The following is a 21,204-nucleotide window of genomic DNA, read 5'->3' as shown; positions in this document are numbered from 1 at the left end:
GTGCGGGCCAGACTGCCCTACCCGTCGCTCGTTGGACAAGCCATGCTGGGTGGGACTGAAAGGGGCGGTCGGCTACGCGAACCCCGACGACGCAAGCACTGTACCGAGCGAAGCGAGGGAAGCGCACAGCGAGGCGCGGGAGCGTAGCCGACCGGGGCTTTCCGGCTGTTTAAATCAACTGTCACAGCACCAGTAACACCCACAGCTAGTCCGAACCGCTCAAGTAGCGCAGTCGCCTCTAGACGACTGTGTCACAGCAGGCCGCACAGGTAGAGACGCTGTTCCTCCACGAACACGGCGAGGAGTTCCGCGTCGCCGCGCACCGGGACGGCGAGCGCCTCTTCCACGGCATCCTCGAACTGAAAGAGACCGACGCCGGCCCCCGCCCGCGTCGGCTCCGCGTCAAGGACGGGACCAGCGAGGAGCTTCGGTCGCCCGACCAGTTCGTCGACCTCGCCCGCCGTGCGGCCCGCATTCGTATTTCCGAGCAGACTGCTCCGCGTGCACGCGAGCGAATCCGCGAGATGCTCGACGCGTACCAGATCGAGGCCAAGGTCGTCCGGACCTGCCGGCTGTGTGCCTCCGACGGGCGCTACTCGCCGATTACCAGCGAGACGGCTATCGAGACTGACGACGAGACCATCTGCCCGGAGTGCGCTCGCCACCAGCTCGACCGCGAACTCGCGTTCAAGGGGAGTATCAGCGGCGACGCCCGCGACCGGCTCGAAGAGCTCTTACTCGAGGTGCAGGACCTCGACCGGGTGACGAACCTCCTGTCAGGCCAACTGGACCCAGACCTGACGAAGTTCGACGAGATTTCGGCCACCGTCGACGAGGTCGACCCCGTTCGCGTCGACTCGCTGGACCTTCACCCGGGAATGCAGGACCATCTCGAATCCCGGTTCGACACGCTGCTGCCGGTCCAGAGTCTCGCCGTCGAGCACGGGGCCACCGAGGGCCGCGACCAGCTGGTCGTGAGCGCGACGGCGACGGGGAAGACGCTCATCGGCGAGATGGCGGGTATCGACCGCGTCCTGAACAACAAGGGCACGATGCTGTTTCTCGTCCCGCTGGTCGCACTCGCGAACCAGAAGTACGAGCAGTTTCAAGACCGCTACGGCGACATGGTCGACGTGTCGCTGCGCGTGGGCGCGAGCCGCATCGCTGACGAGGGTGGGCGGTTCGACCCCGAAGCCGATGTCATCGTCGGGACCTACGAGGGAATCGACCACGCGCTCCGGACCGGCAAGGACCTCGGGACGGTCGGCACCGTGGTCATCGACGAGGTCCACACGCTCGGTGAAGACGAACGGGGACACCGGCTCGACGGCCTGATTTCCAGACTCAAATACTACTGTGAATCAGGTGGCGCACCTGACAGCGGCGACACGCAGTGGATCTACCTCTCGGCGACGGTCGGCAATCCAGGCCAACTGGCCGACCAGCTCCGGGCGACGCTCATCGAGTTCGAGGAGCGGCCGGTCCCCATCGAGCGCCACGTCACGTTCGCCGACGGCCGCGAGAAGATCGAGACGGAAAAGAAGCTCGTCAAGCGGGCCTTCGACAACAAGTCCAGCAAGGGGTACCGCGGTCAGACTATCATCTTCACGAACTCCCGACGGCGCTGCCACCAGATTTCACGGAAACTGGAGTACAGCTCCGCGCCGTACCACGCCGGGCTGGACAACCGGAAGCGCCAGCGGGTCGAGCGGCAGTTCGCTGACCAGGACCTCGCGGCGGTTGTGACGACGGCGGCCCTCGCAGCGGGGGTCGACTTCCCGGCCTCGCAGGTCATCTTCGACTCGCTTGCGATGGGTATCGAGTGGCTCACCGTCCAGGAGTTCAGCCAGATGCTCGGCCGGGCCGGCCGCCCGGACTACCACGACAAGGGCACCGTCTACATGCTGGTCGAGCCGGACTGTTCGTACCACAACAGCATGGAGATGACCGAGGACGAGGTGGCGTTCAAGCTCCTGAAAGGCGAGATGGAGCCGGTCATCACCCGCTACGACGAGGGCGCGGCCGTCGAGGAGACGCTGGCGAACGTCACCGTCGCCGGCAAGCAGGCCAAGCGGCTCAACGACCGGATGGTCGGCGAGGTGCCGACGAAACACGCGCTGGGGAAGCTACTGGAGTACGAATTTATCGACGGCCTCTCACCGACGCCGCTCGGCCGAGCCGTGACCCGGCACTTCCTCGCGCCCGACGAGTCGTTCCAACTGCTCGACGGCATCCGGAAGGGACAGCACCCCTACGAGATCGTCGCCGACATGGAACTGCGCGACGAGCACTGAACCGTTTTCGTTCCGCAGACCTGTCGGCCAAGTATCCTTTCGGCGTACATTCTTGTAGCGGCACGTACTTCCGGTGTCCATGGGCCTGTTCGATACGATCCGTCGCGCCGTCGGTGGCGATGACTCGTCGACCGACGGGGACGAGCGGGCGGCCAGGGGCGACCCGCCGTCCGACGACGGGCCGGACCTTCTGGATACAGCGACGCTCGACCCGACGACGTTCCGGGAGTACGCCGAGCACGTCGTCGACGGCGCGGACCCGCTGACCTTCGACCCCGATGCGCTTGCCCGCCTCGATACGGCTATCGAGGAGAGCTACGACGGCAAAACCGTCGGCGACGCCGCGAGTGTGACGACCTACACCGAGAACACGGTTCGGTTCGGGAGCTACCTCGGCGAACTCCTCGTGCGAGCCTACGACGGCGAGTGGGTCCAGTCCGACGGTCGATGGGGCGTCGCCGTTGCCGGGCCGGACGACGAGGTGGCGGTCGCGGTGTTCGACGTGGCCGCCCGCTCGTTCGGCGACGAGCCGGTGTTTGCGGCCGTCGTGACGCGCCTGGAGTCCGAACTGGAACTGGATAGCATACAGAGTACCGACGACGAAGGTCTGACAGAGCCGGGCGCGGACGAAACCGACGCCGACAGCGCCGTCTCCGACCCGACGCGGATCGTTCGCCGCGTCGACGACGGACAAGCAAACGAGCGCGACGCGCCTCCCGAACCGGCGGCGACAGACGAGCGAGGTGAGGCAACTGCCGGCGACACCGCTGCTACCGATTCGTCCCAGGCCATCGAAACAGAGCCGACCCGAATCGTCCGGCGGGTCGAATCCGAGTCGGAAGGCGAAGACCGGCCGGACGACACCGACCCCACACCAGCCGTCAGTGAGGCCGCTGACGAGCCAGAGAACGAGCCACCGTGGGGCAGTGACGACGCCGACGGTTCGACCGCTGACATCGGCGAGGACGCAGACCCAGAGACGACCGAGTCAGCGTCAGACGATGCCGGCAGCGAGCCGTCGGCCGCTGAACCCACCGAGGAGGGGTCGACTATCGACTCAAGCGATGCAGGGTCGGGCACCGACACCGCTGCCGAGCAGTCGGCTGTTGATACCGCCGATGAGCAACCAACCGCCGAAACACCGGCAGCGGACTCAGCCCTCGACGCCTCTGAAGACGGACCGACTGCTGACACGACTGATGCTGTCGAGACGACGGCCGATGATACCGCTGATATGGCCGCTGCCGACGAAGCGGCCGCGTACATCGACGAAGCGGAACCGGCAGCCGACAGTGCTACAGCGGACCCCTCGGACGAAGCGCCGGCGGCCGAGACACTTCCCGAAGACTCGGCTGTCGACACTCGCGACGAGGACCGAACTGTCGACGCGTCCGCGGGAGCGGCAACTGACACATCTGCTGACGAAGCAGCGACCGATACAGCCGACGACGGAGCGGCCGGGATATCGATAGACGACGAATCGAAGCCCGATATCTCGCCGGATGCGTCGTCAGACGCCGCTACAGACGCGGAGGCGGTTTCCGAAACCACGGGTGACGAGTCGCCTGCAGACACCGCTGACGCCGCGGGAGTCGATGACACGCCGGCAGCCGTTGCGGAATCCGATGCCGTGGAACAGTCCGATGATCGTCCCGACACATCGGCTCCTGTCGGGGATGTCGAGACGTCTGATGCCACTGAGACTGCACCGTCACAGAGCGCGGCCGCTGACGAGACGGCTGAGACAGCGGCCCCCGACGAGGGTGAGACAGCCATCCCCACCGACGGCGACTCGACCGCTGACTCGATGGATCGCTCGTGGGAGCCCGGAACAGTCCGCGCAGAACACGCCGACACCGCCGTCGAGTTCGCCGACTTCTGGGGCGAACACGACCTCGACTTCTCGCCGGCCTCGCTTTCGCGGCTCGACGATCTGGTCGACGCGGAGTGGGACGACGAGCGCTTCGCCGAGACGACGTTCGGGAGCGACGCGTCGTTCGACGACCGCGCGTTCACCAGCGTCGTGCGGGAACTCGGCGGCTACTTCGGCGAGGTGCTCGTCCGGCAACTCGACGGCGAGTGGACCGACGAGACGGATCACGAAGCGGCTGTCGTCGTCGGCGGGCCGGCCGGGCAGTTCGCCGTCCCCGTCTTCGAGGTCGCGATAACGTCGCTCAGAAAACAGGCGGTGTTCGGCCGGAGCTACGACGCTCTACTCCAAGACCTGGGTCGTGACGGGCCGACGCGGTGAGCGACGCGACGCCGGCCACGTTCCCCGCTGTTCCTAGTCGGACAGGGGTATGACCGACGTACTCCCACATTCGGGACACTCGTCGTGGTCCGTGTAGAGGAGCGTGTCACACTCGATACACCGGTGGGTAGCTTCGTCGTCGGTCGCGCTCCCGACCTCCTGTTTCAGCTCCTCGACTTTTCGACCGAGATCGTTGAAAAGGCTCATTGCCACTCCTTCGGCCCGGACAGGGATAAACGTCGGCTGCCTGGTCAGGGTGTGAGCGGACGCCCTCGCTTGCAAACGACCCATGCTTTTGTCACTGGCGGCGCAGGGGCCAGACGTGTCGCTGCCACCTGTTACGCCGGGGATGTTGTTCGTCTTCGCGGTTATCGTCGCTGCGCTGGTGCTGTTTGCGACGGAGGCGCTGCCAGTCGACGTGACTGCTATCGCCGTCATGGTCGCGCTGATGCTGGCCGAACCGGTGACGGTGCTCGCGGTCGACCTCGGGCTGCTCGCCGAGCCGGTGTACGTGTTACACCAGGCCGGTGACGGGATTTCGCCGCTGGACCGCGGGCTCTCCGGCTTCGCCTCGACGGCGACGATAACGGTGCTGGCGATGTTCATTCTCTCCGACGGCGTCCAGCGGACGGGTATCGTCCAGATCCTCGGCGCGAAAATCGCCTCGCTGACCGGGGACAGCGAGACGAGACAGCTCGGTGCGACCGTCGGTCTGGTCGCGCCCATCTCCGGGTTCATCAACAACACCGCCGCCGTCGCCATCCTCCTTCCGATGGTCACCGATATCGCGCACAAGGGCAAGCTCTCGCCGTCGAAACTGCTGCTGCCGCTGTCCTACGCCTCGATGTTCGGCGGGATGCTGACGCTCATCGGCACCTCGACGAACATCCTCGCCTCGCAGCTCTCGGCGGAACTGCTCGGCCGCCCGTTCAGCATGTTCGAGTTCACCCAGCTCGGCATCATCGTGACCATCGTCGGGACAATCTACCTGCTTACCGTCGGGCGCTATCTGGTTCCATCGCGCATCCCGGCGGAAGAAGACCTCACCGAGGAGTTCGAGATGGGCGAGTATCTCACCGAGGTCATTGTCCGCGACGATTCTCCGCTCATCGGCCAGACCGTCGAGGAGGCGCTCAGGGTCTCTGAGTTCGACGTGGACATCGTCCAGTTGGTCCGCGAGAAACGCACGTTCCTCGAACCGTTCGGCCAGAAAACGATTCGAGCCGGCGACGTCTTCGCGATTCGGACGGGCCGGGACACGCTCGTCGACCTCCTCGACGTCGAAGGGCTGGACGTGATTCCCGAAGTCGAGGTCGGTGAGGCAGAACTGGAGGCCGCAAACGAGCGAAAGAACCTCGTCGAGGTCGTCGTCGCTCCCGGCTCCTCGCTCATCGGTGAGACGCTCGTCTCCACGAGCTTCCGCCAGCGCTACGACGCGACCGTGCTGGCACTTCGCCACGGCCAGGAGCTGTACCGCCAGCGGATGGACCATGTCAAACTCCGCATCGGCGATACGCTGTTAGTGCAGGCCACCCCCGACAGCATCGACCGTCTCAACCGCAACAACGACTTCATCGTCGCCCAGGAGGTCGAACGGCCGGACTTCCGCCGGTCGAAGATTCCCGTCGCAGTCGGCATCGTCGCCGCCGTCGTCGGCGTCGCCGCGCTGACGCCGATTCACATCGTCATCTCGGCGCTGGGCGGCGCGCTCGCGATGGTCCTCACCGGCTGTCTCCGCCCGTCGGAACTGTACGACGCCGTCCAATGGGACGTCGTCTTTCTGCTTGCCGGCGTCATCCCGTTGGGTGTCGCCCTGCAGGAGACCGGCGGCGCTGACCTGCTCGCGGAGCTGTTCGTCGTGGGTGCCGGCAGCGTCCTCACCGCCGGGGGCGGCCTCGCCGTCGTCCTCGGGCTGATGTACCTCGTCACGGCGCTGCTGACGAATATCATCTCGAACAACGCCTCCGTCGTCCTGATGATCCCCGTCGCCATCGAGACCGCCCAACAGCTGAACGCCAACGCCTTCGCGTTCGTCCTCGCCGTCACCTTCGCCGCCTCGACGGCGTTCATGACGCCGGTCGGGTACCAGACGAACCTCCTCGTCTACGGTCCCGGCGGGTACCGATTCACTGACTATCTGAAGGTCGGTGCGCCGCTACAGGCCGTCTTCGCCGTCGTGACGACCCTCGGCATCGCGTACTTCTGGGGCCTCGCTCCCGCGTGACACGGCGGCCTCGCAACGAAACCCTTTACTCGCTGTCCGGTCGAGATGTTGATGCGGGATCGTGGGGTAGCTTGGTAACCTTCGGGCCTTGGGTGCCCGCGCCCCTAGTTCAAATCTGGGCGATCCCATCCCTACCACACTCGAAGTGGCCTTTTTGCCGCTTCTACTGTCGTTCCTTCAGATACTCGTCCTGATCGTCCTCGGAGTCATCGCTCTTCGTCGTCGTACTCGCGTTCCGACTTCCGCCGACATGCTACCAGCGAATACCCGAGCTACACTGCGAAAAGAAGCTGTAGCGATGGCACGCCGCGCTAGTCGCCAGTCTCGTCGGGGGTGGAACGCGGAGTGCGCTCCTCGCCGGCACCGTCGGCATCGCCGTGGTCGTCGCCCTCGCCACTGGTGTCGAACTGATCGACAGTCGCGGCCAGCGAGTCGGCGCGGTCGCGGAGTTCGTCCGCGCTCTGGGCGATTTCGGCGACGGACGCGGACTGCTCCTCGGCGGCCGCCGATACCTGCTCGGCGTCCTCTGTCACGTTCTGGCTGATCTCGGAAACACCGTCGACGCGGTGGACGACGCTCTGTGTCGCGTCGGCCTGGTCTTCGGTGGCATCCGCGATCTCCTGAATCCCGTCGTTGGCGTCCTCGATTGCCTCGACGGTATCCTCGATGGCGTCGGCAGCCTCGCGGACAGTCTCGACACCGGTGTCGATGTGGTCGCTGGTCGCGCGGATGTCCGTGACAGTCTCGTCGGTCTCCGTCTGCACGGCCGCGATTTCGGCCTCTATCTCTGCGGCCGCCTGTTTCGTCTCCTCCGCGAGGGTCTTGACCTCGTCGGCGACAACGGCGAAGCCCTCGCCGTCCTTGTCGGCACGGGCGGCCTCGATGTTGGCGTTCAAGGCGAGCATATTCGTCTGCTCGGCGATATCCGAGATGAAGTCGACGATCTCGCCGATGTCGTCCATCCGCTCCTGTAGCGCGAGAATCTGGTCGACCGCGTCTGCCGACCGGGACTCGATTTCCGCCATGTCGTCGATAGCTGATTCGGCGGCTTCCCGGCCCGTTTCGCCACGGTCGACGGCTTCCCGGGCCGTCTCTGCGACCGTCGTCGACGACGCTGCGACTTCCTCGATGCTCGCCGATAGCTGGTCCATCTCGGCGGCGGCCTCCTCGAGGTCGTCGTGCTGTCTGATAGCGCCGTCGGCGATCTCCTGTATGCGATCGCTGACGGTCTGGCTCGTCGTCTCGATTTCCTCGGCCCCGGTCGCGACCTCGATTGTGGCGTTCGCGACTTCGTCGGCGAACGCCGCGACCTCGCTGACGGTGGCTTCGAGGCCGTCGAGCATCGCGTTGAACTCCACCGCGACTTCTCGCATCGCTGTCTCCTCAGCGTCCTCGTCGAGTCGCTCCGTGAGGTCACCGTCGGCGATGTCTTGCATCACCGCGCTGTACTCGGTGGCGCGCTCCTGCAGACGCTGGCTGGCTTCCTCCGCTTCGGCCCGTGCGTCCTCCGCTTCCGTGCGGAGCTCCTCGGCCTCCGACCGCGCCGTCTTCGCTTCCTCGACCGCATCCTCCGCTTCCTGAATGCGGTTCTGGAGGGAAATCCGCATGTCGTCGAAGGTGCCGTAGAGGCGGCCGATTTCGTCGGCGCGGTTCGTCGAGAGGTCGACATCGAAGTCGCCGGCCTCGATGCGTTCGGCACGGTCCCGCAACTGCTTCAGGGGGTCGACCGTGCGTTTCCCGAGCACGAGACCGACGGCCGACAGCGAAACCAGTGCCAGCAGTACAAGCAGTCCGACCGTCTGACCGACCGTATCCCGGACACTGAACGCCTGGGCCGTGTCCAGACTCGTAACTGTGACCCAGTTCGTGGTCGGGACGGGCGCGAACGCGTACACGCGACCATCGGAAACCGCTGTCACCGGCGCCGCAGTGCCGTTCGCGTCGCGGATCGCCGCGAGGCTCTCACTGTGCGTGTCGGCATCGAACTCGCGGTCGATGTTCAACACCGTCTCGTCGTTGGTGTTCAGAATCGTGGTTTCCTTCGTGGAATTGGTATCGCTGAGCCGGTCGACCTGGCTCTGGATGCGCGTGACGACGACGAGGTGCGAGCCGTCGCGCTTCGGGACCGAGCTAGCGAACGCCATCACGGGCTCGTCGTTGAGAACCGGTGAGCGGTACGACCGACTACTCGACCACACCTGACTGTTGTTCCCGGGTCCTTCCGGCACTTCGGCGGCCGTCCACGGCGCGTCAAGTTCGGACAGCGACCGTCCCTCGAGCGGGAGTTCCGTGCTGGCGACCACTTCGCCACGAGTATCGTTTACGAGGTGCATACTGACAACATCGTCGGGCAGTAGCTGGTCTTGCAGTAGGATGTACGCCGCGGCGCGCCGGTCGCTCCGGAGCGGTTCGCCCTGTGAGACGGAGCGCGTGTGCGTGCGTTGCTGTTCGACCCACGAACCGATAGAGTCCCCCTCCAGCTGGCTGGTCTCGGCGAGCTGTCCGGTCGTCTGGCGTTCGACGGCTGTGGATGTCGCCTGGAAGGTGAACGCGCCAGCGCCCGCGATGACGAGCAACACGGCGAGGAACGCAACAGCGAACTTCGCAGCGAACCGCTGCCGGACGAACTCGGGGGCGACCCGGTCAAGCGCACTCGCCAGTCCGTCGAGCGGACCGCCCGCCATCAGGCACCACCTGTGTTGGAGCGCTCAGTGGGCACGACGATGTCGCCGGTGGCGACCTGCTCCCGCGACGTCGACAGCGCCTCCCTGACGTCGTCGGGAATTGCCGGTTCGAGGGAGGTGCCATAGACGACGCCGACGCCGTCACTATCCAGCCCGAGAGAGACGACCTCACCAGCGGGGAGGTTGTCCGCGACCGTCGCCGTCGCAGCGTCGTAGACGGCTACGTTCACCCGCTTGACCATGCTCGCGAGCACGACGTCCGCGTACCGGGGGTTACTGCGGGACTGGTCCGAGTCCACCCCGATTGCGTACCGGCCACTGGCCTGTGCGGCCTGGAAGATGCCGACACCTGCGCCACCCGCTGCGTGGTAGACGATGTCCGCCCCATCGTCGTACATCCCGGCTGCGATGTCGCGGGCACCCTGCACGTCGTCGAAGTTCCCGAGGTACTCCGTGAGGACATCGACGTCCGTGTTGGCGTGTTCGACGCCGGCTCTGAAGCCGGCCTCGAACTTGTGGATGAGAGGCTGGTCGAGGCCGCCGACGAACCCGACGGTCGTCTCGTCCGGGTTCGTTGCGCCTGCCCCGAGATCGACCTCTCTGGTCGTGAGCAGCCCAGCGAGGTTCCCGGCCTGAAACGACCCCTCGTGTTCGCGGAACACGTAACTCGCCACGTTGTCGGCCTCCACGACAGAGTCGACGATCATGAATTGCTGGTCTGTGTACTCCGGTGCAGTCTCAGACAGCCCCTCGGCCTGCAGGAATCCGATACAACAGATCAGGTCGTATGGCGGGTTCGACGAACTCGCCAGTTCGGCCTGTACCTCCGCGAAGCCGGCGACGCTGTTTGGCTCGTGGTTCGTGTATTCGACCCCGTCATCGAGCCGCGCGCGCTGAATGCCGCGGTTCGCCGCATCGTTGAACGAGCGGTCATCGAGCCCGCCCAGTGCGTACACCATTCCGACAGTCGCCGCCGCATCGCTCACGTCGATGTCGCTTTCGGTCGCTTGCTGGCTGTCGCTGGTGTCCTCGTCGCCGCTCCCTCCGAAATCCCCGAAGCGGCCTGCACAGCCGGCGAGCGTTGCGGTCGCGGCCGCGCTGCCGCTGGCGAGGAGCCGACGCCTTGTGATTTTTTGATCGCGCACGGTTATTCTACTCTGAGTGAATCAGGTATATCAGCAAAAACTACTGGTCCCAATTCTCGGCACTGATATTGGTAGCGCCTTTGTGACGCTATAGTGGTGAAGCTATTATCCGAAATTGCCCGTGAGGCAGTCTCCTGTGCAGTAACTGTCGATTAAACCGACAGTCGTTTGCAGTAGTGATTGTGTCGATTGCAAGTCCTACTAAAGATAATCTCAGTCAGTTTCGTTACCCCCAGTCACCCGATTCGATCAGAGCCTCGTGGGGAATCCTTTGTCTTCACCGGCCCATATCACCAGCACCCGTGCGCCCGCTGGTTCCCTCGCTTCAGTTCCACCCCGGTTTGCGAACCTTCTTAGGCCAGTGGGCATAACCACTGTCCACTCAAATGGCGACCGCCGAGAACACCGAACTCATCGACCGCTTCGAGGAGTTCTACCGCAACTACTACCGCAACGAGATCGGTGAGCTCGCCCAGAAATACCCGAACGACCAGAAATCGCTGTATATCGACTGGGACGACCTCTATCGCTTCGACCCGGACCTGGCCGACGACTACCGCACCAAGCCCGAGCAGATTCAGGAGTACGCCGAGGAGGCCCTGCGACTGTACGACCTCCCGGTGGACGTCTCACTCGGGCAGGCCCACGTCCGCGTCCGGAACCTCCCCGAATCCGAGGATATCCGCGATCTGCGCCACGAACACCACGGCAACCTCGTCGCCGTCCGGGGCATCATCCGGAAAGCGACCGACGTGCGTCCGAAAGTCATCGAGGCGGCCTTCGAGTGCCAGCGCTGTGGCACGCTCACGCGCATCCCCCAGACCGCCGGCGACTTCCAGGAACCCCACGACTGCCAGGGCTGTGAACGACAGGGCCCGTTCCGGCTCAACACCGACCAGTCCCAGTTCATCGACGCACAGAAGCTCCGCGTCCAGGAGTCCCCCGAGGGACTGCGCGGCGGGGAGACGCCCCAGTCCATCGACATCAACATCGAGGACGACATCACGGGCCACGTTACCGCCGGTGACCACGTTCGCGTGACCGGCATCCTCAAGCTCGACCAGCGGGGCAACGACAACGAGAAGTCCCCGATGTTCGACATTTACATGGAAGGCGTCAGCGTCGAAATCGAGGACGAGCAGTTCGAGGACATGGAGATCACCGACGCCGACAAGAAGGAAATCGTCGAGCTCTCAAACGAGTCCGACATCTACGACAAGATGGTCGGCGCTATCGCGCCCTCCATCTACGGCTACGAGAAGGAGAAGCTCGCGATGATGCTCCAGCTCTTCTCGGGTGTGACGAAGGAGCTTCCTGACGGATCTCGAATACGTGGAGACCTCCATATGTTGCTGATAGGAGACCCTGGAACCGGAAAATCGCAGATGTTATCATATATCGAGAATATCGCACCACGCTCTGTCTACACCTCCGGCAAAGGGTCGTCGAGCGCGGGGCTCACTGCGGCCGCCGTGCGCGACGACTTCGGCGACGGCCAGCAGTGGACGCTGGAAGCGGGGGCGCTCGTGCTCGCCGATCAGGGCATCGCCGCTATCGACGAACTCGATAAGATGTCACCGGAAGACCGATCGGCGATGCACGAGGCGCTGGAACAGCAGCGTATCAGCGTCTCGAAGGCCGGAATCAACGCGACGCTCAAATCCCGCTGTTCGCTACTCGGTGCGGCTAACCCCAAGTACGGCCGCTTCGACCAGTACGAACCCATCGGAGAGCAGATCGACCTCGAACCGGCGCTCATCTCCCGGTTCGACCTCATCTTCACCGTGACGGACAAGCCCGACGAGGAGAAAGACCGGAACCTCGCCGAGCACATCATCCAGACCAACTACGCCGGCGAACTCCACACGCACCGGACGGAAAACCCCACTTCGAATTTCAGCGAGGAGGAGGTCGGGACCGTCACCGAGGAGGTCGCGCCGACAATCGAACCGGACCTCCTCCGGAAGTACGTCGCCTACGCGAAGCGCAACTGCTTCCCGACGATGACCGAGGAGGCGAAGACGCGCATCGAGGATTTCTACGTCGACCTCCGGATGAAGGGACAGGACGAGGACGCGCCGGTGCCCGTCACCGCCCGGAAACTGGAGGCGCTGGTCCGGCTTGCCGAGGCCTCTGCACGCATACGCCTCTCCGACACCGTCGACGAAGCCGACGCCGACCGAGCGGTCGACATCGCCCACTACTGCCTGAAGGAGATCGGTGTCGACCCCGAGACCGGCGAGTTCGACGCCGACGTGGTCGAGACCGGCCAGTCGAAGACCCAGCGCGACCGTATCCAGAACATCAAGGGCATCATCTCGGACATCGAAGACGAGTACGACGAGGGCGCACCCGCCGACGTGGTCATCGAACGCGCCGAGGAGGTCGGCATCGACGAGTCGAAGGCCGAACACGAAATCGACAAGCTGAAACAGAAAGGCGAGGTGTACGAGCCCCGAACAGACCACCTCCGGACGACCTGATATGGACCGCATTTCCGCACTCCGCAACATCGAGGAGGCGCTGGCCGAGTTCGAGACAGGGTCGAAGTCACTCAGTGACCTCGAACAGGACGTTCGCGGGACGCTCCGGACCTACGCGACTGAGTTCGAGGGAGACTTGCAGGCCTACCGGGCAAGCGGTGAGGCCGCCGTGGACGGCCTCGTCGTCCTCGCGCCATCCGAGACAGCAGCCCGCGAACGGGTGCAAGCCCTCGTCGCGGACGCCGGCGAATTTACCGTTACAGTCGTCGAATAGGGCGTTCTCTAGCACCGGGGGTACTGTCGGCGTCTCCATCTGCTGTCCACAGTGTCGACTCCGGAGTCCGACTGCCGCCGCTATCTTTCTGGCCAGTCGTCATATATATTCAGTTTAAACCAAATTCAATTCAGTAAAATTTTATAGTAATAATAGTAATGTCTACCCAGTGCTACTCGTCGTCACGTACTCCCGGGCGGCACGCACAGACCTGCGGAACGTCTGTCGTGCCCACGAAGACTGTGTCGTTCGGCAGTTCGGGAGAGCAGCGCTGTTCTCCGGAACCGAGTTCGGGGCCTTCCAGGCGCTCCGACTCCACGAGAAACACGACCTCGACATACAGATCGAACACGTCGAGCCGTTCGAGCCGACAGACGTCCCGAAGCACGTCCGCGAGGCGGCCAAACGGTACGAGGCACGCGAGGAACCGGCGACGCCCTACGAGCGGTTCGCGTCGGGGCGTGACCTCCCGGACCCGGACCAACTCCGAGGCGTCGACCTGTGAAGCTCCGCGTCGCTGGAACCACTTACGCGGGCGCTGTCGTCGACCTCCGAGCGCGAGACGTCGACGGTCGAATCATCGCCGCAAGTATCCGTGGGCAGCGGTGCTTTCCGGCCCTTTCCTGTCCGGAACCACCGGCCGTGTACGCCTACGCCGGATACGTCCACCCGTCGATGGGACTCCGAACGCGGACCGCGCTCGCGGCCGCCGCTCGGTCACGGGGACACGAGACCCCGCAGGACGACGCTATCGCTGAGTGCCGCGCCCAGCTGGCCGACCTCGAATGTTCGCCGCCGGATCTGCCGGACTCTGTCGACCCCGTCCCGGAGTCGACCATCGACGGCTTGCAAGAAGCGGTCGCGACCCACCGCGGCCGTCTCACCGCTCGGCAGGCGGTCGGGGCGGACGACGGGGCGGTACAGGCTGACCTCCGGGACGCGGCGACAGAACTGAGCGAACGGGAGACACGTCGGGCTGCCGCCAGAGAGACCCGCGAACTCCGCCGGGAGCGGGCACGCGCCTACCGGGATACGCTGGAGGAGCAGCGACGGCTTGCTGACGAACTGGCGAATCTCCGACGGAGTGCCCGGGCGACCCTCGTCGACCGATGCGCCGATGCGTTCGCTCGGGCCATCGAAGCCGTTCCGGGGCCGGTCCCGGACAGCCCGTTCGACGCCGACCCAGTAACGGCCGCGCTGGCCGTACTCCGGGTCGCCCGGACACCCGCACCAGTCGTCCTCGGAACGGATCGGTTCAGGTCACCGACGGCTGCGTCGGACTGCCTCGACGCCCCTGTCGTCCGCTGCTGACTTTTAAATCGGAAGGCCGGGCCACCCCCCCCATGGTTACCTTCGACTGTCGCGCCGAGCGAGTCGACGGCGTGACGCTCGTCACGGCGACCGTCGGCGACGTTGCCGAACCGACTCGAATTACTGTTCGGAACTGTCTCGATGGCCCCCTCTGGCCGCCGAGAAAGCAGGGCGTTCCCGAGGCCGGCTGGTCCGATGACGGGTTCGAGGGCGTCGTCGGCCCGGGAACGCACGCGCTCGGTTACGCGACCCCGGCCCCACTATCTGACCAGCCGGCGGAGCTGGTGCGTGCCGACCCGACGTCCGATACTCCTCCGGTGGACAAGCGACTCGACTCCGCCGATGCCGTCCTCAGGGAACTGGGCGACCCGTCACCGCCTGTTGATGCTGTGCCTGTAGGCGAGCCATCGCAGGCGGCCGAAGCCGCGAGTCGGCGGTCGAATGAATCCACGGTCGAACAGGAGATGGACCCGCAGCAAGCGACCGTCAAATCGCCAGCCGAGTCGAGGACTCCAAGCGGCCAGCGACCGGACCAGCAGCTCCCCGACGCTGTCTCGCAGTGGCTCGAAACCGTTGCTCGACGCGTCGACCGCGCAGAGCGGCTGGCCGAGGCGGACTCGCTGTCGGCGGCGACAGCTGCGGTTCGCGCGGCGGACGGCCTGTCCGGCGTCCGGACGGTCGCGACACGCGGCGATACTGACGAGCAGATGCTCCGTGCGTTGGCCCGGCGGGCCGAACGGCTCGCCGACCGACGGGCGGCCGCCACGGTGCCGACCGAGACGCTGTCGCGCCTGGCATGATCTTGGCAGTCACCGGCGGCAAGGGCGGCGTCGGCAAGTCCACTATCGCGTACAATCTCGCGGCGGAACTCGACGCGCTCGAACGGGCTAACAGCAGGGACTCGCGCTCGAACGCGAACGCTGGGAGCGTCGTCGTCGACGGCGACCTCGGGATGGCGGACCTCCCGTCCAGTCACGGCCCCGACCTGCACGACGTGCTCGCCGACCGCGCCGACCCGCACGAGGCTGTCCGTGAGACCGGCCCCGTGACCCTCGTTCCCTGCGGGCGGACGCTGGCCGGCGCTCGAAGCGCCGAGCTGCAGGGCCTCACGGACGTATTCGCCGCGCTGGAGCGGACCTACCGCTGGGTCATCGTGGACTCGCCGGCGGGTCTGCACGCCGACGTGGGTCTGCCCCTCGCAGCCGCCGACGCCGCGATACTCGTCACGACGCCGGAGGGCGCGGCGCTCGCTGACGCCCTCCGGGTCCGAGCGCTGGCCCGTGAACTCGACGCCGGACTCTGTCGGGTCGTCCTCAACCGTGCCGGTCCGAACCCCGCGACCGAGGCCGTCGCGGACCGGTTCGGTGCACCGACCGTCGCTGTCCCGGAGAGCGAGCCGCTGGCGACGGCGCAGGCGCACGGACAGCCGCTTCGAGAAACAGCGCCGGACACGCCGGCGCGGCGCTCGCTCGAATCGCTCGCTGACGCCGTCTACTCCTGTAGCTCGGTGTAGGTTCCCCGTAGCGTGACCGGCGTCACGTCCGCTGTCTCCGCCGCCTCGGCCTGCGTGAGCGCCACGTCCCGTTCCTGCGCCGCGGTGTAGAGACACGCCGCCGCGACGCCGGCCGGATTGCGGCCGCTGACCAGCCCACGGTCCTGTGCCTCGTCGACGAGCCGTTCCGCGCGCTGGCGGACCGCCGTCGGCAGGTCCAGTGTCGTCGCGAACCGAGGGACGTACTCGCGTGGGTCAATCGGACCGGTCGGCAGCCCGAGCTCCCTGTTCAGAGCGTCGTAGGCCGCGCGAAGCTCCGCCTGGGTCGCCTTGGCGACGGTACAGAGTTCATCGACGGTCCGGGCAACGCCTTCGGTTCGGCAGGTAGCGTAGACGGCCGCGGCCGCGAATCCTTCCAGCGTTCGCCCCTGCAGCAGGTCCTCGTTCTGTGCGGACTCGAACAGCACGCAGGCCCGGTCCCGAATCGCATCAGAGAGTGCCATCGAACTGATGATACGTCGGATCTCGGTGAAGGCGTACACCTTGTTTCGCTCGCGTTTCGAGCTGATCTGGGCGCGGTTGTGCTCGCGGCGGAGGCGGGCGAACTGCCGGCGCTTGCGCCCTTTTAGTCGCGTCGACCGGCCGATCTTCGTCGAGAGGCCGCGGTCGTGACGCGACCGCGTCAGCGGCGCGCCCGTGCGTGCCCGGTCAGTGTCATCGTCGTCGAACGACCGCCACTCCGGCCCGGGGTCGATGGCGTCCTCGCCGACGACCAGTCCACAGCTCCCACAGACCGATTCGACGCCCTGCTGTTTGACTGACCCGTTACACTCCGGACATTGCGTTACCGTCGCGCTCATATTCCCACCTACGGCTGGGTGTGGGGTTAAAAAACCGATGCAAAGGCGGGCTTCCGGGCGGTTTTCGATGCAACTGCCGACCGGTAACCGGTAGGTAGTTATCGGGATCGACGCCCGCGCCTATCGGGATACCGACAGCATTAAATTCCGGCACAAAGAACGAAATTTTAATGGCGCTGTCGGATATTGCTGCCGGTGTCGAGGTCACGACCCACCAGCGTGATCGCGGCGTCGCTGCCGTCGACGAGACGGACGCCCCGCTCCCGGAGCGATTGGCCCCGGTGGCCGACGACCTCCCGTGCTCGGCGGCGACAGCGGCGACCGTCGTCGAGGCCTACGCAGCCGGCAAGAGCGTCGGCGATGCGGGCCGCGCCGCCGGTGTTGCGCCTGTGATGGCCGCCAAGACGCTCCATCTCGTCGGTGAGCAAGTGTCACCGGTCGGCCCACAGGGCCGTGAGATAATCGCCGATTGGCTCGCCGGGGACCTCTCTCGCAGCGATGCCATCGCACTCGCTGACGTAACTGAACAGGAGTTTGCCCTGGCGGTGTACATCGAAACGCACGAGCCGTTGCCTGCGGCCCGCGATGCGGTAGAGGGGGCGCTTACGACCGAGGAGCGGGACCCGTTAGGGGAGACGATGAGCGACGTCGGCGAGCTGCTGTGAGGATGTGTGATCTGCTTTCTCGGCGAGGTCGGGAGTGAAAGTGTTACCAATCCGTTATGACGGTGTAGAAACCGTTTTCTCGCTCTTCGCGTACTGTCTGGGGCACGCTTAACACTCGTGACTGCAAACCCGGAGATATGTCGGCTTCGGAACTGGCAGACCGGGTGGCCGAGGTGCTTGCAGCGGACAGCGAGTCGTTCAACGAACAGGCCCGCGAGGAAGCCGAAGCGCTCAAATCCGCGGTCCGGAGCGGGACCTTCGACAACTCGGAGGCGATCGTCGGCATGGAACTGGAGCTGTATGCCGTCGATGAGCAGACCGACGCGCTCCAGCGGGTCCCGCGTCAGTTGCTCGAACTCATCGGGTTCGAAAAGGAACTCGGCCTGCACAACGCCGAGATGCAGACGAGTCCGCAGCCGCTGAACACCCACGGGCTGGCGGCCCAGCGCAACGAACTGAAGGCGTCGCTGATGCCGGCCCAGCAACGGGTGCGCAACGAAGGTATCCGCCTCGTCTCTGATGGCATGTGGACCGTTCCGCCCGCCGGCGAGACGGCCCGGGAGTACCTCTGTGACTGCGTCGAACAGAGCGGCGTCCGCATCGGGACGAACATGTCGGACTCCGTCCGCTATCATACGATGGCCAACACGGACTACCCCTCGGCGTTCGAGATCGATGCGCCACACGTCTCGCTACAGGCCGAGACGGTGATGCCGGAGTCGCTCATCACCTCGATTCAACCCCACTATCAGATTCCCCACGCCCCGGACCTGCCGGAGTATTTCACGTACGCGCTCCGCATCGCCGCGCCGCTACTGGCGCTTGGCGTCAACTCGCCGTTTTTCCCACCGGACCTCTACGACGACGCGCCCGACCCCGAAATCGTCGCCGGGGCGAACATGGAGAACCGCATCGGCGTCTTCGAGTCGGTACTCAATCCGCCCGACGGCGACTCGACGCCGCCGAAAGTCTGCTTCCCGCCGGATTTCGACTCCGTCGAGGAGGCCATCGACGATATCGTCGCCGACGACACCATCGTCCCGGTCGACCTGCAGGCCGGGACCCGCTTCGACGACGACTTCGTTCACTTCCGGCACAAGCACGGCTCGTACTGGCGGTGGGTCAGACCGGTGTTCGAGGGGGCCACGCGGTCGGCGGCCAACGCCCGCATCGAGTTCCGCCCGCTGGCCGCACAGCCGACCGTCGACGACGCAATCGGCTTTGCGGCCGTCTTCGCCGGCCTGATGGAGAGCCTGCCCCAGCTCGAACACCCTATCCGGTCGCTGGACTGGGAGACGGCGAAGCGGAACTTCTACACCGCTGCGCGGAACGGCCTGCGGGGGAAAATCGAGTGGATCACCGCCGACGGGGCGACGACGACCAGCACCGAGGAGATATACGGCGAACTGTTCGAACACGCACGCGAGGGCCTCGAACAGCGCGGCCTCTCGGCGGAGGAAGCCCACGGGTACATCCGGCCGTTACGCGAGCGCGTCGACCGCCGGCTCACGCCCGCGCGCTGGAAACACGACTACGTCCGCCGCCGCGTCGAGGAGAACGTCCCGCTGGCCGAAGCGATCTGGGGGATGCAGGCCACCTACATCCGGCATCAGGAGGAGACGCTGCTGGAGGGCAGTTTCGTCGACTGGTTCGAGTGAGTCATACTGTTGGCTGTACTCCCCTGACGAATATTGCCACCCCGAGCTGGCGACTGTCTTCACGAAGGGACAGTCAACAGTATCAGTCGCCGGTCGCCAGTTCCGACTGTTCTGTTTCTTCGCGTCGGTCCGCAACACCCGTGTACGCGACGACGTTTGAGCCCAGTTCCTCGACGCGCGCTGCGATGTCTTCGTCGGCGATGTGTCCGTCCTCGAAGGCGGCCCACGATTCGGGGATGGCAACGGCTTGCGGAAGCGGCCAGCCCTTCAACTCCAGTACAGAGGCGCGAAGATGCTGTAGCGTCGGCGTGGGGAACCCGCCGCCGGCCACTGCGAGGATACCGACGGTCGTCCCTTCGACGTCGTCAATACTGCAGTAGTCAAGCGCCGTCTTCAGCGGTGAGGCGATGGTGCCGTGATACACGGGAGTTCCGAGGACCAGGGCGTCGGCCTCGCGGACACGGGCGGCGAGTTCCGGACCCTCACCGGAGTCGGCCTCACCCGCGTCGGGGTCGAACAGCGGGAGGTCCCACTCCCGGAGGTCGATGTGCTCGATCGTTGCACCATCCCCCACTGCCGCGTCGAGAGCGCGCTGGACGGCGATTCTGGTTCCGCTGTCGTCGCGGAGGCTTCCGCTGATACCGATAACGTGTGGCGTGTCGTGCATCGTGTGCCTGTTCGTAGCCACCGCTAATTAGTAAGTACTCTGAGAAAAAAGTTTCAGTGCGTATTCTGACAGGAAGTCACGGGTCAGGCCGTAGTGACATCGTGAATCAGTCCCGACGGCTGATATCGATGAACATAGACCGAATTCTATCGGTCACACCGCTGCCGAGATTCACTGCTGAGGCCGATACGCACCTGTGATTTGACAGCAGTTCACCCGTGCTCCTGGGGGTGCCCTGCCCCACGTCCGTTGCTGCCCGCGACTACTCCTGGTCTTCGTCGCCGCCTTCTGTCTCGTCCACCTCGTCGCCGGTTTCGGAGGCCGCCGTCTCGTCTTCTGTCTCGTCCATCTCCTCGTGTTCGGCGAACTCGACTTCGGCCTCAAGTTCGATTTCGACGCCCTTGCCTTCCAGTTCGGCTTCGAACTCCGCCATGTCTTCGACTTCGGCTTCCAGTTCCGCTGTATCTACCGCTACCTCGACCTCCACTTCGACGGAAACGTCGTCTCGGTCCATACCGACCTTCCGAGGGGCTGACATAACTCAGTTTTGCAACCGGCACGTTGCGACCGACTTCGACATCGCTATGTGTGTCAATCGATGACCCATTGCTATGAGCGACCCCGTGGACGTGACCGTCGACACCGACGACGAGTCGGAATCGGTCCGTATCCACGACGACGGTGGCGAGGTCGAAGCCGGCGACGCAACCGTCCGATTCAGTTTTTCCGGCACTGGCGACGATGGGCAGGCGGTTGGCGGCGACGACGAGCAGTCGCCCGGCGGCAACGACGATCAGTCGCCTGACGACGGCAACGACGACCCGCGCCGCATCGCCGAACTCGACTCGGTGCCCACCGACAGTACGCTCGTGTTCGAGGCGCGCGACGGCCGGCGCGGCGTCAACTGCATCCTGCACCGCTCGGGTGACGCCGTCGCCGCCTGGCGAAACTCCTGTCCCCACCAGCCCGAAGTCCCGCTTGACCCGGGCCGTGGCGCGATTGTGCGGGGTGACCGTCTGGTGTGTCACAAGCACGGCGCGCAGTTCGAACGCGACGACGGCGTCTGCACGCACGGCCCCTGCGCCGGCGACGCCCTCGACAGTATCGAGGTCACGGTTCGGGACGGCGACGTGTACCTCACGGACGAACGCTTCGAGCGGGCCGAGCGGCGCTGACACGCGATTTTAGAACGCTTT

At 65.3% G+C, this 21,204-nt stretch carries 18 protein-coding genes and 1 tRNA gene; 13 read left to right on the top strand and 6 right to left on the bottom strand.

The genetic code is table 11. The features are described 5' to 3' along the window. Positions 1 to 248 precede the first annotated feature (248 nt). Together C442_RS00935 and C442_RS00930 are read left to right on the top strand one after the other, a co-directional pair. Entirely contained in the window at positions 249 to 2,294 is a 2,046-nt protein-coding gene (locus C442_RS00935) for a DEAD/DEAH box helicase (RefSeq protein WP_008307148.1), read from the top strand. 79 nt (positions 2,295 to 2,373) lie between these two features. After that, on the top strand, positions 2,374 to 4,545 hold the full coding sequence (locus C442_RS00930) for a hypothetical protein (protein WP_008307146.1): 2,172 nt from the start codon (positions 2,374 to 2,376) through the stop codon (positions 4,543 to 4,545). Positions 4,546 to 4,578: 33 nt separating this feature from the next. Here the strand turns inward: C442_RS00930 and C442_RS21985 are convergent, their stop codons facing one another. Continuing rightward, positions 4,579 to 4,752 carry a glycyl radical enzyme family protein gene (locus tag C442_RS21985; protein ID WP_008307145.1) on the bottom strand — a complete coding sequence of 58 codons (174 nt, stop codon included), beginning with the start codon at positions 4,750 to 4,752 and terminating at the stop codon, positions 4,579 to 4,581. A gap of 142 nt (positions 4,753 to 4,894) precedes the next feature. Between C442_RS21985 and C442_RS00925 the strand changes: the two genes are divergently transcribed. Continuing rightward, positions 4,895 to 6,769 carry an SLC13 family permease gene (locus C442_RS00925; protein ID WP_008307144.1) on the top strand — a complete coding sequence of 625 codons (1,875 nt, stop codon included), beginning with the start codon at positions 4,895 to 4,897 and terminating at the stop codon, positions 6,767 to 6,769. A 55-nt stretch (positions 6,770 to 6,824) separates the two neighbouring features. Next, positions 6,825 to 6,897: transfer RNA gene (locus C442_RS00920), tRNA-Pro, on the top strand. A gap of 183 nt (positions 6,898 to 7,080) precedes the next feature. Here the strand turns inward: C442_RS00920 and C442_RS00915 are convergent. After that, on the bottom strand, positions 7,081 to 9,453 hold the full coding sequence (locus C442_RS00915; protein WP_008307142.1) for a methyl-accepting chemotaxis protein: 2,373 nt from the start codon (positions 9,451 to 9,453) through the stop codon (positions 7,081 to 7,083). After that, complete coding sequence (locus C442_RS00910) at positions 9,453 to 10,598, bottom strand: BMP family lipoprotein (protein WP_008307140.1); 1,146 nt, start codon at positions 10,596 to 10,598, stop codon at positions 9,453 to 9,455. The genes C442_RS00915 and C442_RS00910 overlap by 1 nt, the downstream gene beginning before the upstream one ends. A gap of 386 nt (positions 10,599 to 10,984) precedes the next feature. On the opposite strand from C442_RS00910, the gene C442_RS00905 reads away from it, so the two are divergent. The 6 genes from C442_RS00905 (at position 10,985) to C442_RS00880 (ending at position 16,179) form a co-directional block, all read left to right on the top strand. Then, the gene (locus C442_RS00905; RefSeq protein ID WP_008307139.1) at positions 10,985 to 13,081 is read left to right on the top strand and encodes a minichromosome maintenance protein MCM; all 2,097 of its coding nucleotides are present in this window, start codon (positions 10,985 to 10,987) and stop codon (positions 13,079 to 13,081) included. A gap of 1 nt (position 13,082) precedes the next feature. After that, positions 13,083 to 13,355, top strand: a complete 273-nt coding sequence (locus C442_RS00900) for a DUF7854 family protein (RefSeq protein ID WP_008307138.1) — start codon at positions 13,083 to 13,085, stop codon at positions 13,353 to 13,355. Positions 13,356 to 13,524: 169 nt separating this feature from the next. Further along, positions 13,525 to 13,860, top strand: coding sequence for a DUF7855 family protein (locus C442_RS00895; RefSeq protein WP_008307136.1), 336 nt, complete (start codon positions 13,525 to 13,527; stop codon positions 13,858 to 13,860). Next, entirely contained in the window at positions 13,857 to 14,666 is an 810-nt protein-coding gene (locus C442_RS00890) for a DUF7856 family protein (protein WP_008307134.1), read from the top strand. Before C442_RS00895 ends, C442_RS00890 begins: the two co-directional genes overlap by 4 nt. A gap of 32 nt (positions 14,667 to 14,698) precedes the next feature. Beyond that, positions 14,699 to 15,466: a DUF7857 domain-containing protein gene (locus C442_RS00885; protein WP_008307132.1), complete on the top strand. Its 768-nt coding sequence runs from the start codon at positions 14,699 to 14,701 to the stop codon at positions 15,464 to 15,466. Further along, positions 15,463 to 16,179, top strand: coding sequence for a MinD/ParA family ATP-binding protein (locus C442_RS00880; protein WP_008307130.1), 717 nt, complete (start codon positions 15,463 to 15,465; stop codon positions 16,177 to 16,179). Before C442_RS00885 ends, C442_RS00880 begins: the two co-directional genes overlap by 4 nt. On the opposite strand, the gene C442_RS00875 is transcribed toward C442_RS00880, so the two are convergent. Next, on the bottom strand, positions 16,158 to 17,018 hold the full coding sequence (locus C442_RS00875) for a transcription initiation factor IIB (protein ID WP_008307129.1): 861 nt from the start codon (positions 17,016 to 17,018) through the stop codon (positions 16,158 to 16,160). The two genes, C442_RS00880 and C442_RS00875, sit on opposite strands and share 22 nt — an antisense overlap. 170 nt (positions 17,019 to 17,188) lie before the next feature. On the opposite strand from C442_RS00875, the gene C442_RS00870 reads away from it, so the two are divergent. After that, positions 17,189 to 17,683, top strand: a complete 495-nt coding sequence (locus tag C442_RS00870; protein ID WP_008307127.1) for a DUF7858 family protein — start codon at positions 17,189 to 17,191, stop codon at positions 17,681 to 17,683. Between the two features lie 137 nt (positions 17,684 to 17,820). Then, positions 17,821 to 19,341, top strand: coding sequence for a glutamate--cysteine ligase family protein (locus C442_RS00865; protein ID WP_008307126.1), 1,521 nt, complete (start codon positions 17,821 to 17,823; stop codon positions 19,339 to 19,341). Between the two features lie 82 nt (positions 19,342 to 19,423). On the opposite strand, the gene C442_RS00860 is transcribed toward C442_RS00865, so the two are convergent. Both C442_RS00860 and C442_RS00855 read right to left on the bottom strand, forming a co-directional pair. Then, on the bottom strand, positions 19,424 to 20,008 hold the full coding sequence (locus C442_RS00860) for an NADPH-dependent FMN reductase (RefSeq protein ID WP_008307125.1): 585 nt from the start codon (positions 20,006 to 20,008) through the stop codon (positions 19,424 to 19,426). A gap of 262 nt (positions 20,009 to 20,270) precedes the next feature. Continuing rightward, positions 20,271 to 20,522, bottom strand: coding sequence for a hypothetical protein (locus tag C442_RS00855; RefSeq protein WP_008307123.1), 252 nt, complete (start codon positions 20,520 to 20,522; stop codon positions 20,271 to 20,273). Between the two features lie 97 nt (positions 20,523 to 20,619). Between C442_RS00855 and C442_RS00850 the strand changes: the two genes are divergently transcribed. Continuing rightward, positions 20,620 to 21,183, top strand: coding sequence for a Rieske (2Fe-2S) protein (locus C442_RS00850; RefSeq protein ID WP_008307122.1), 564 nt, complete (start codon positions 20,620 to 20,622; stop codon positions 21,181 to 21,183). Positions 21,184 to 21,204: the final 21 nt, after the last annotated feature.

The organism is Haloarcula amylolytica JCM 13557, from assembly GCF_000336615.1.
Taxonomy (GTDB): Archaea; Halobacteriota; Halobacteria; order Halobacteriales; family Haloarculaceae; genus Haloarcula; species Haloarcula amylolytica.
This window is presented reverse-complemented; position numbering and strand designations above follow the sequence as displayed.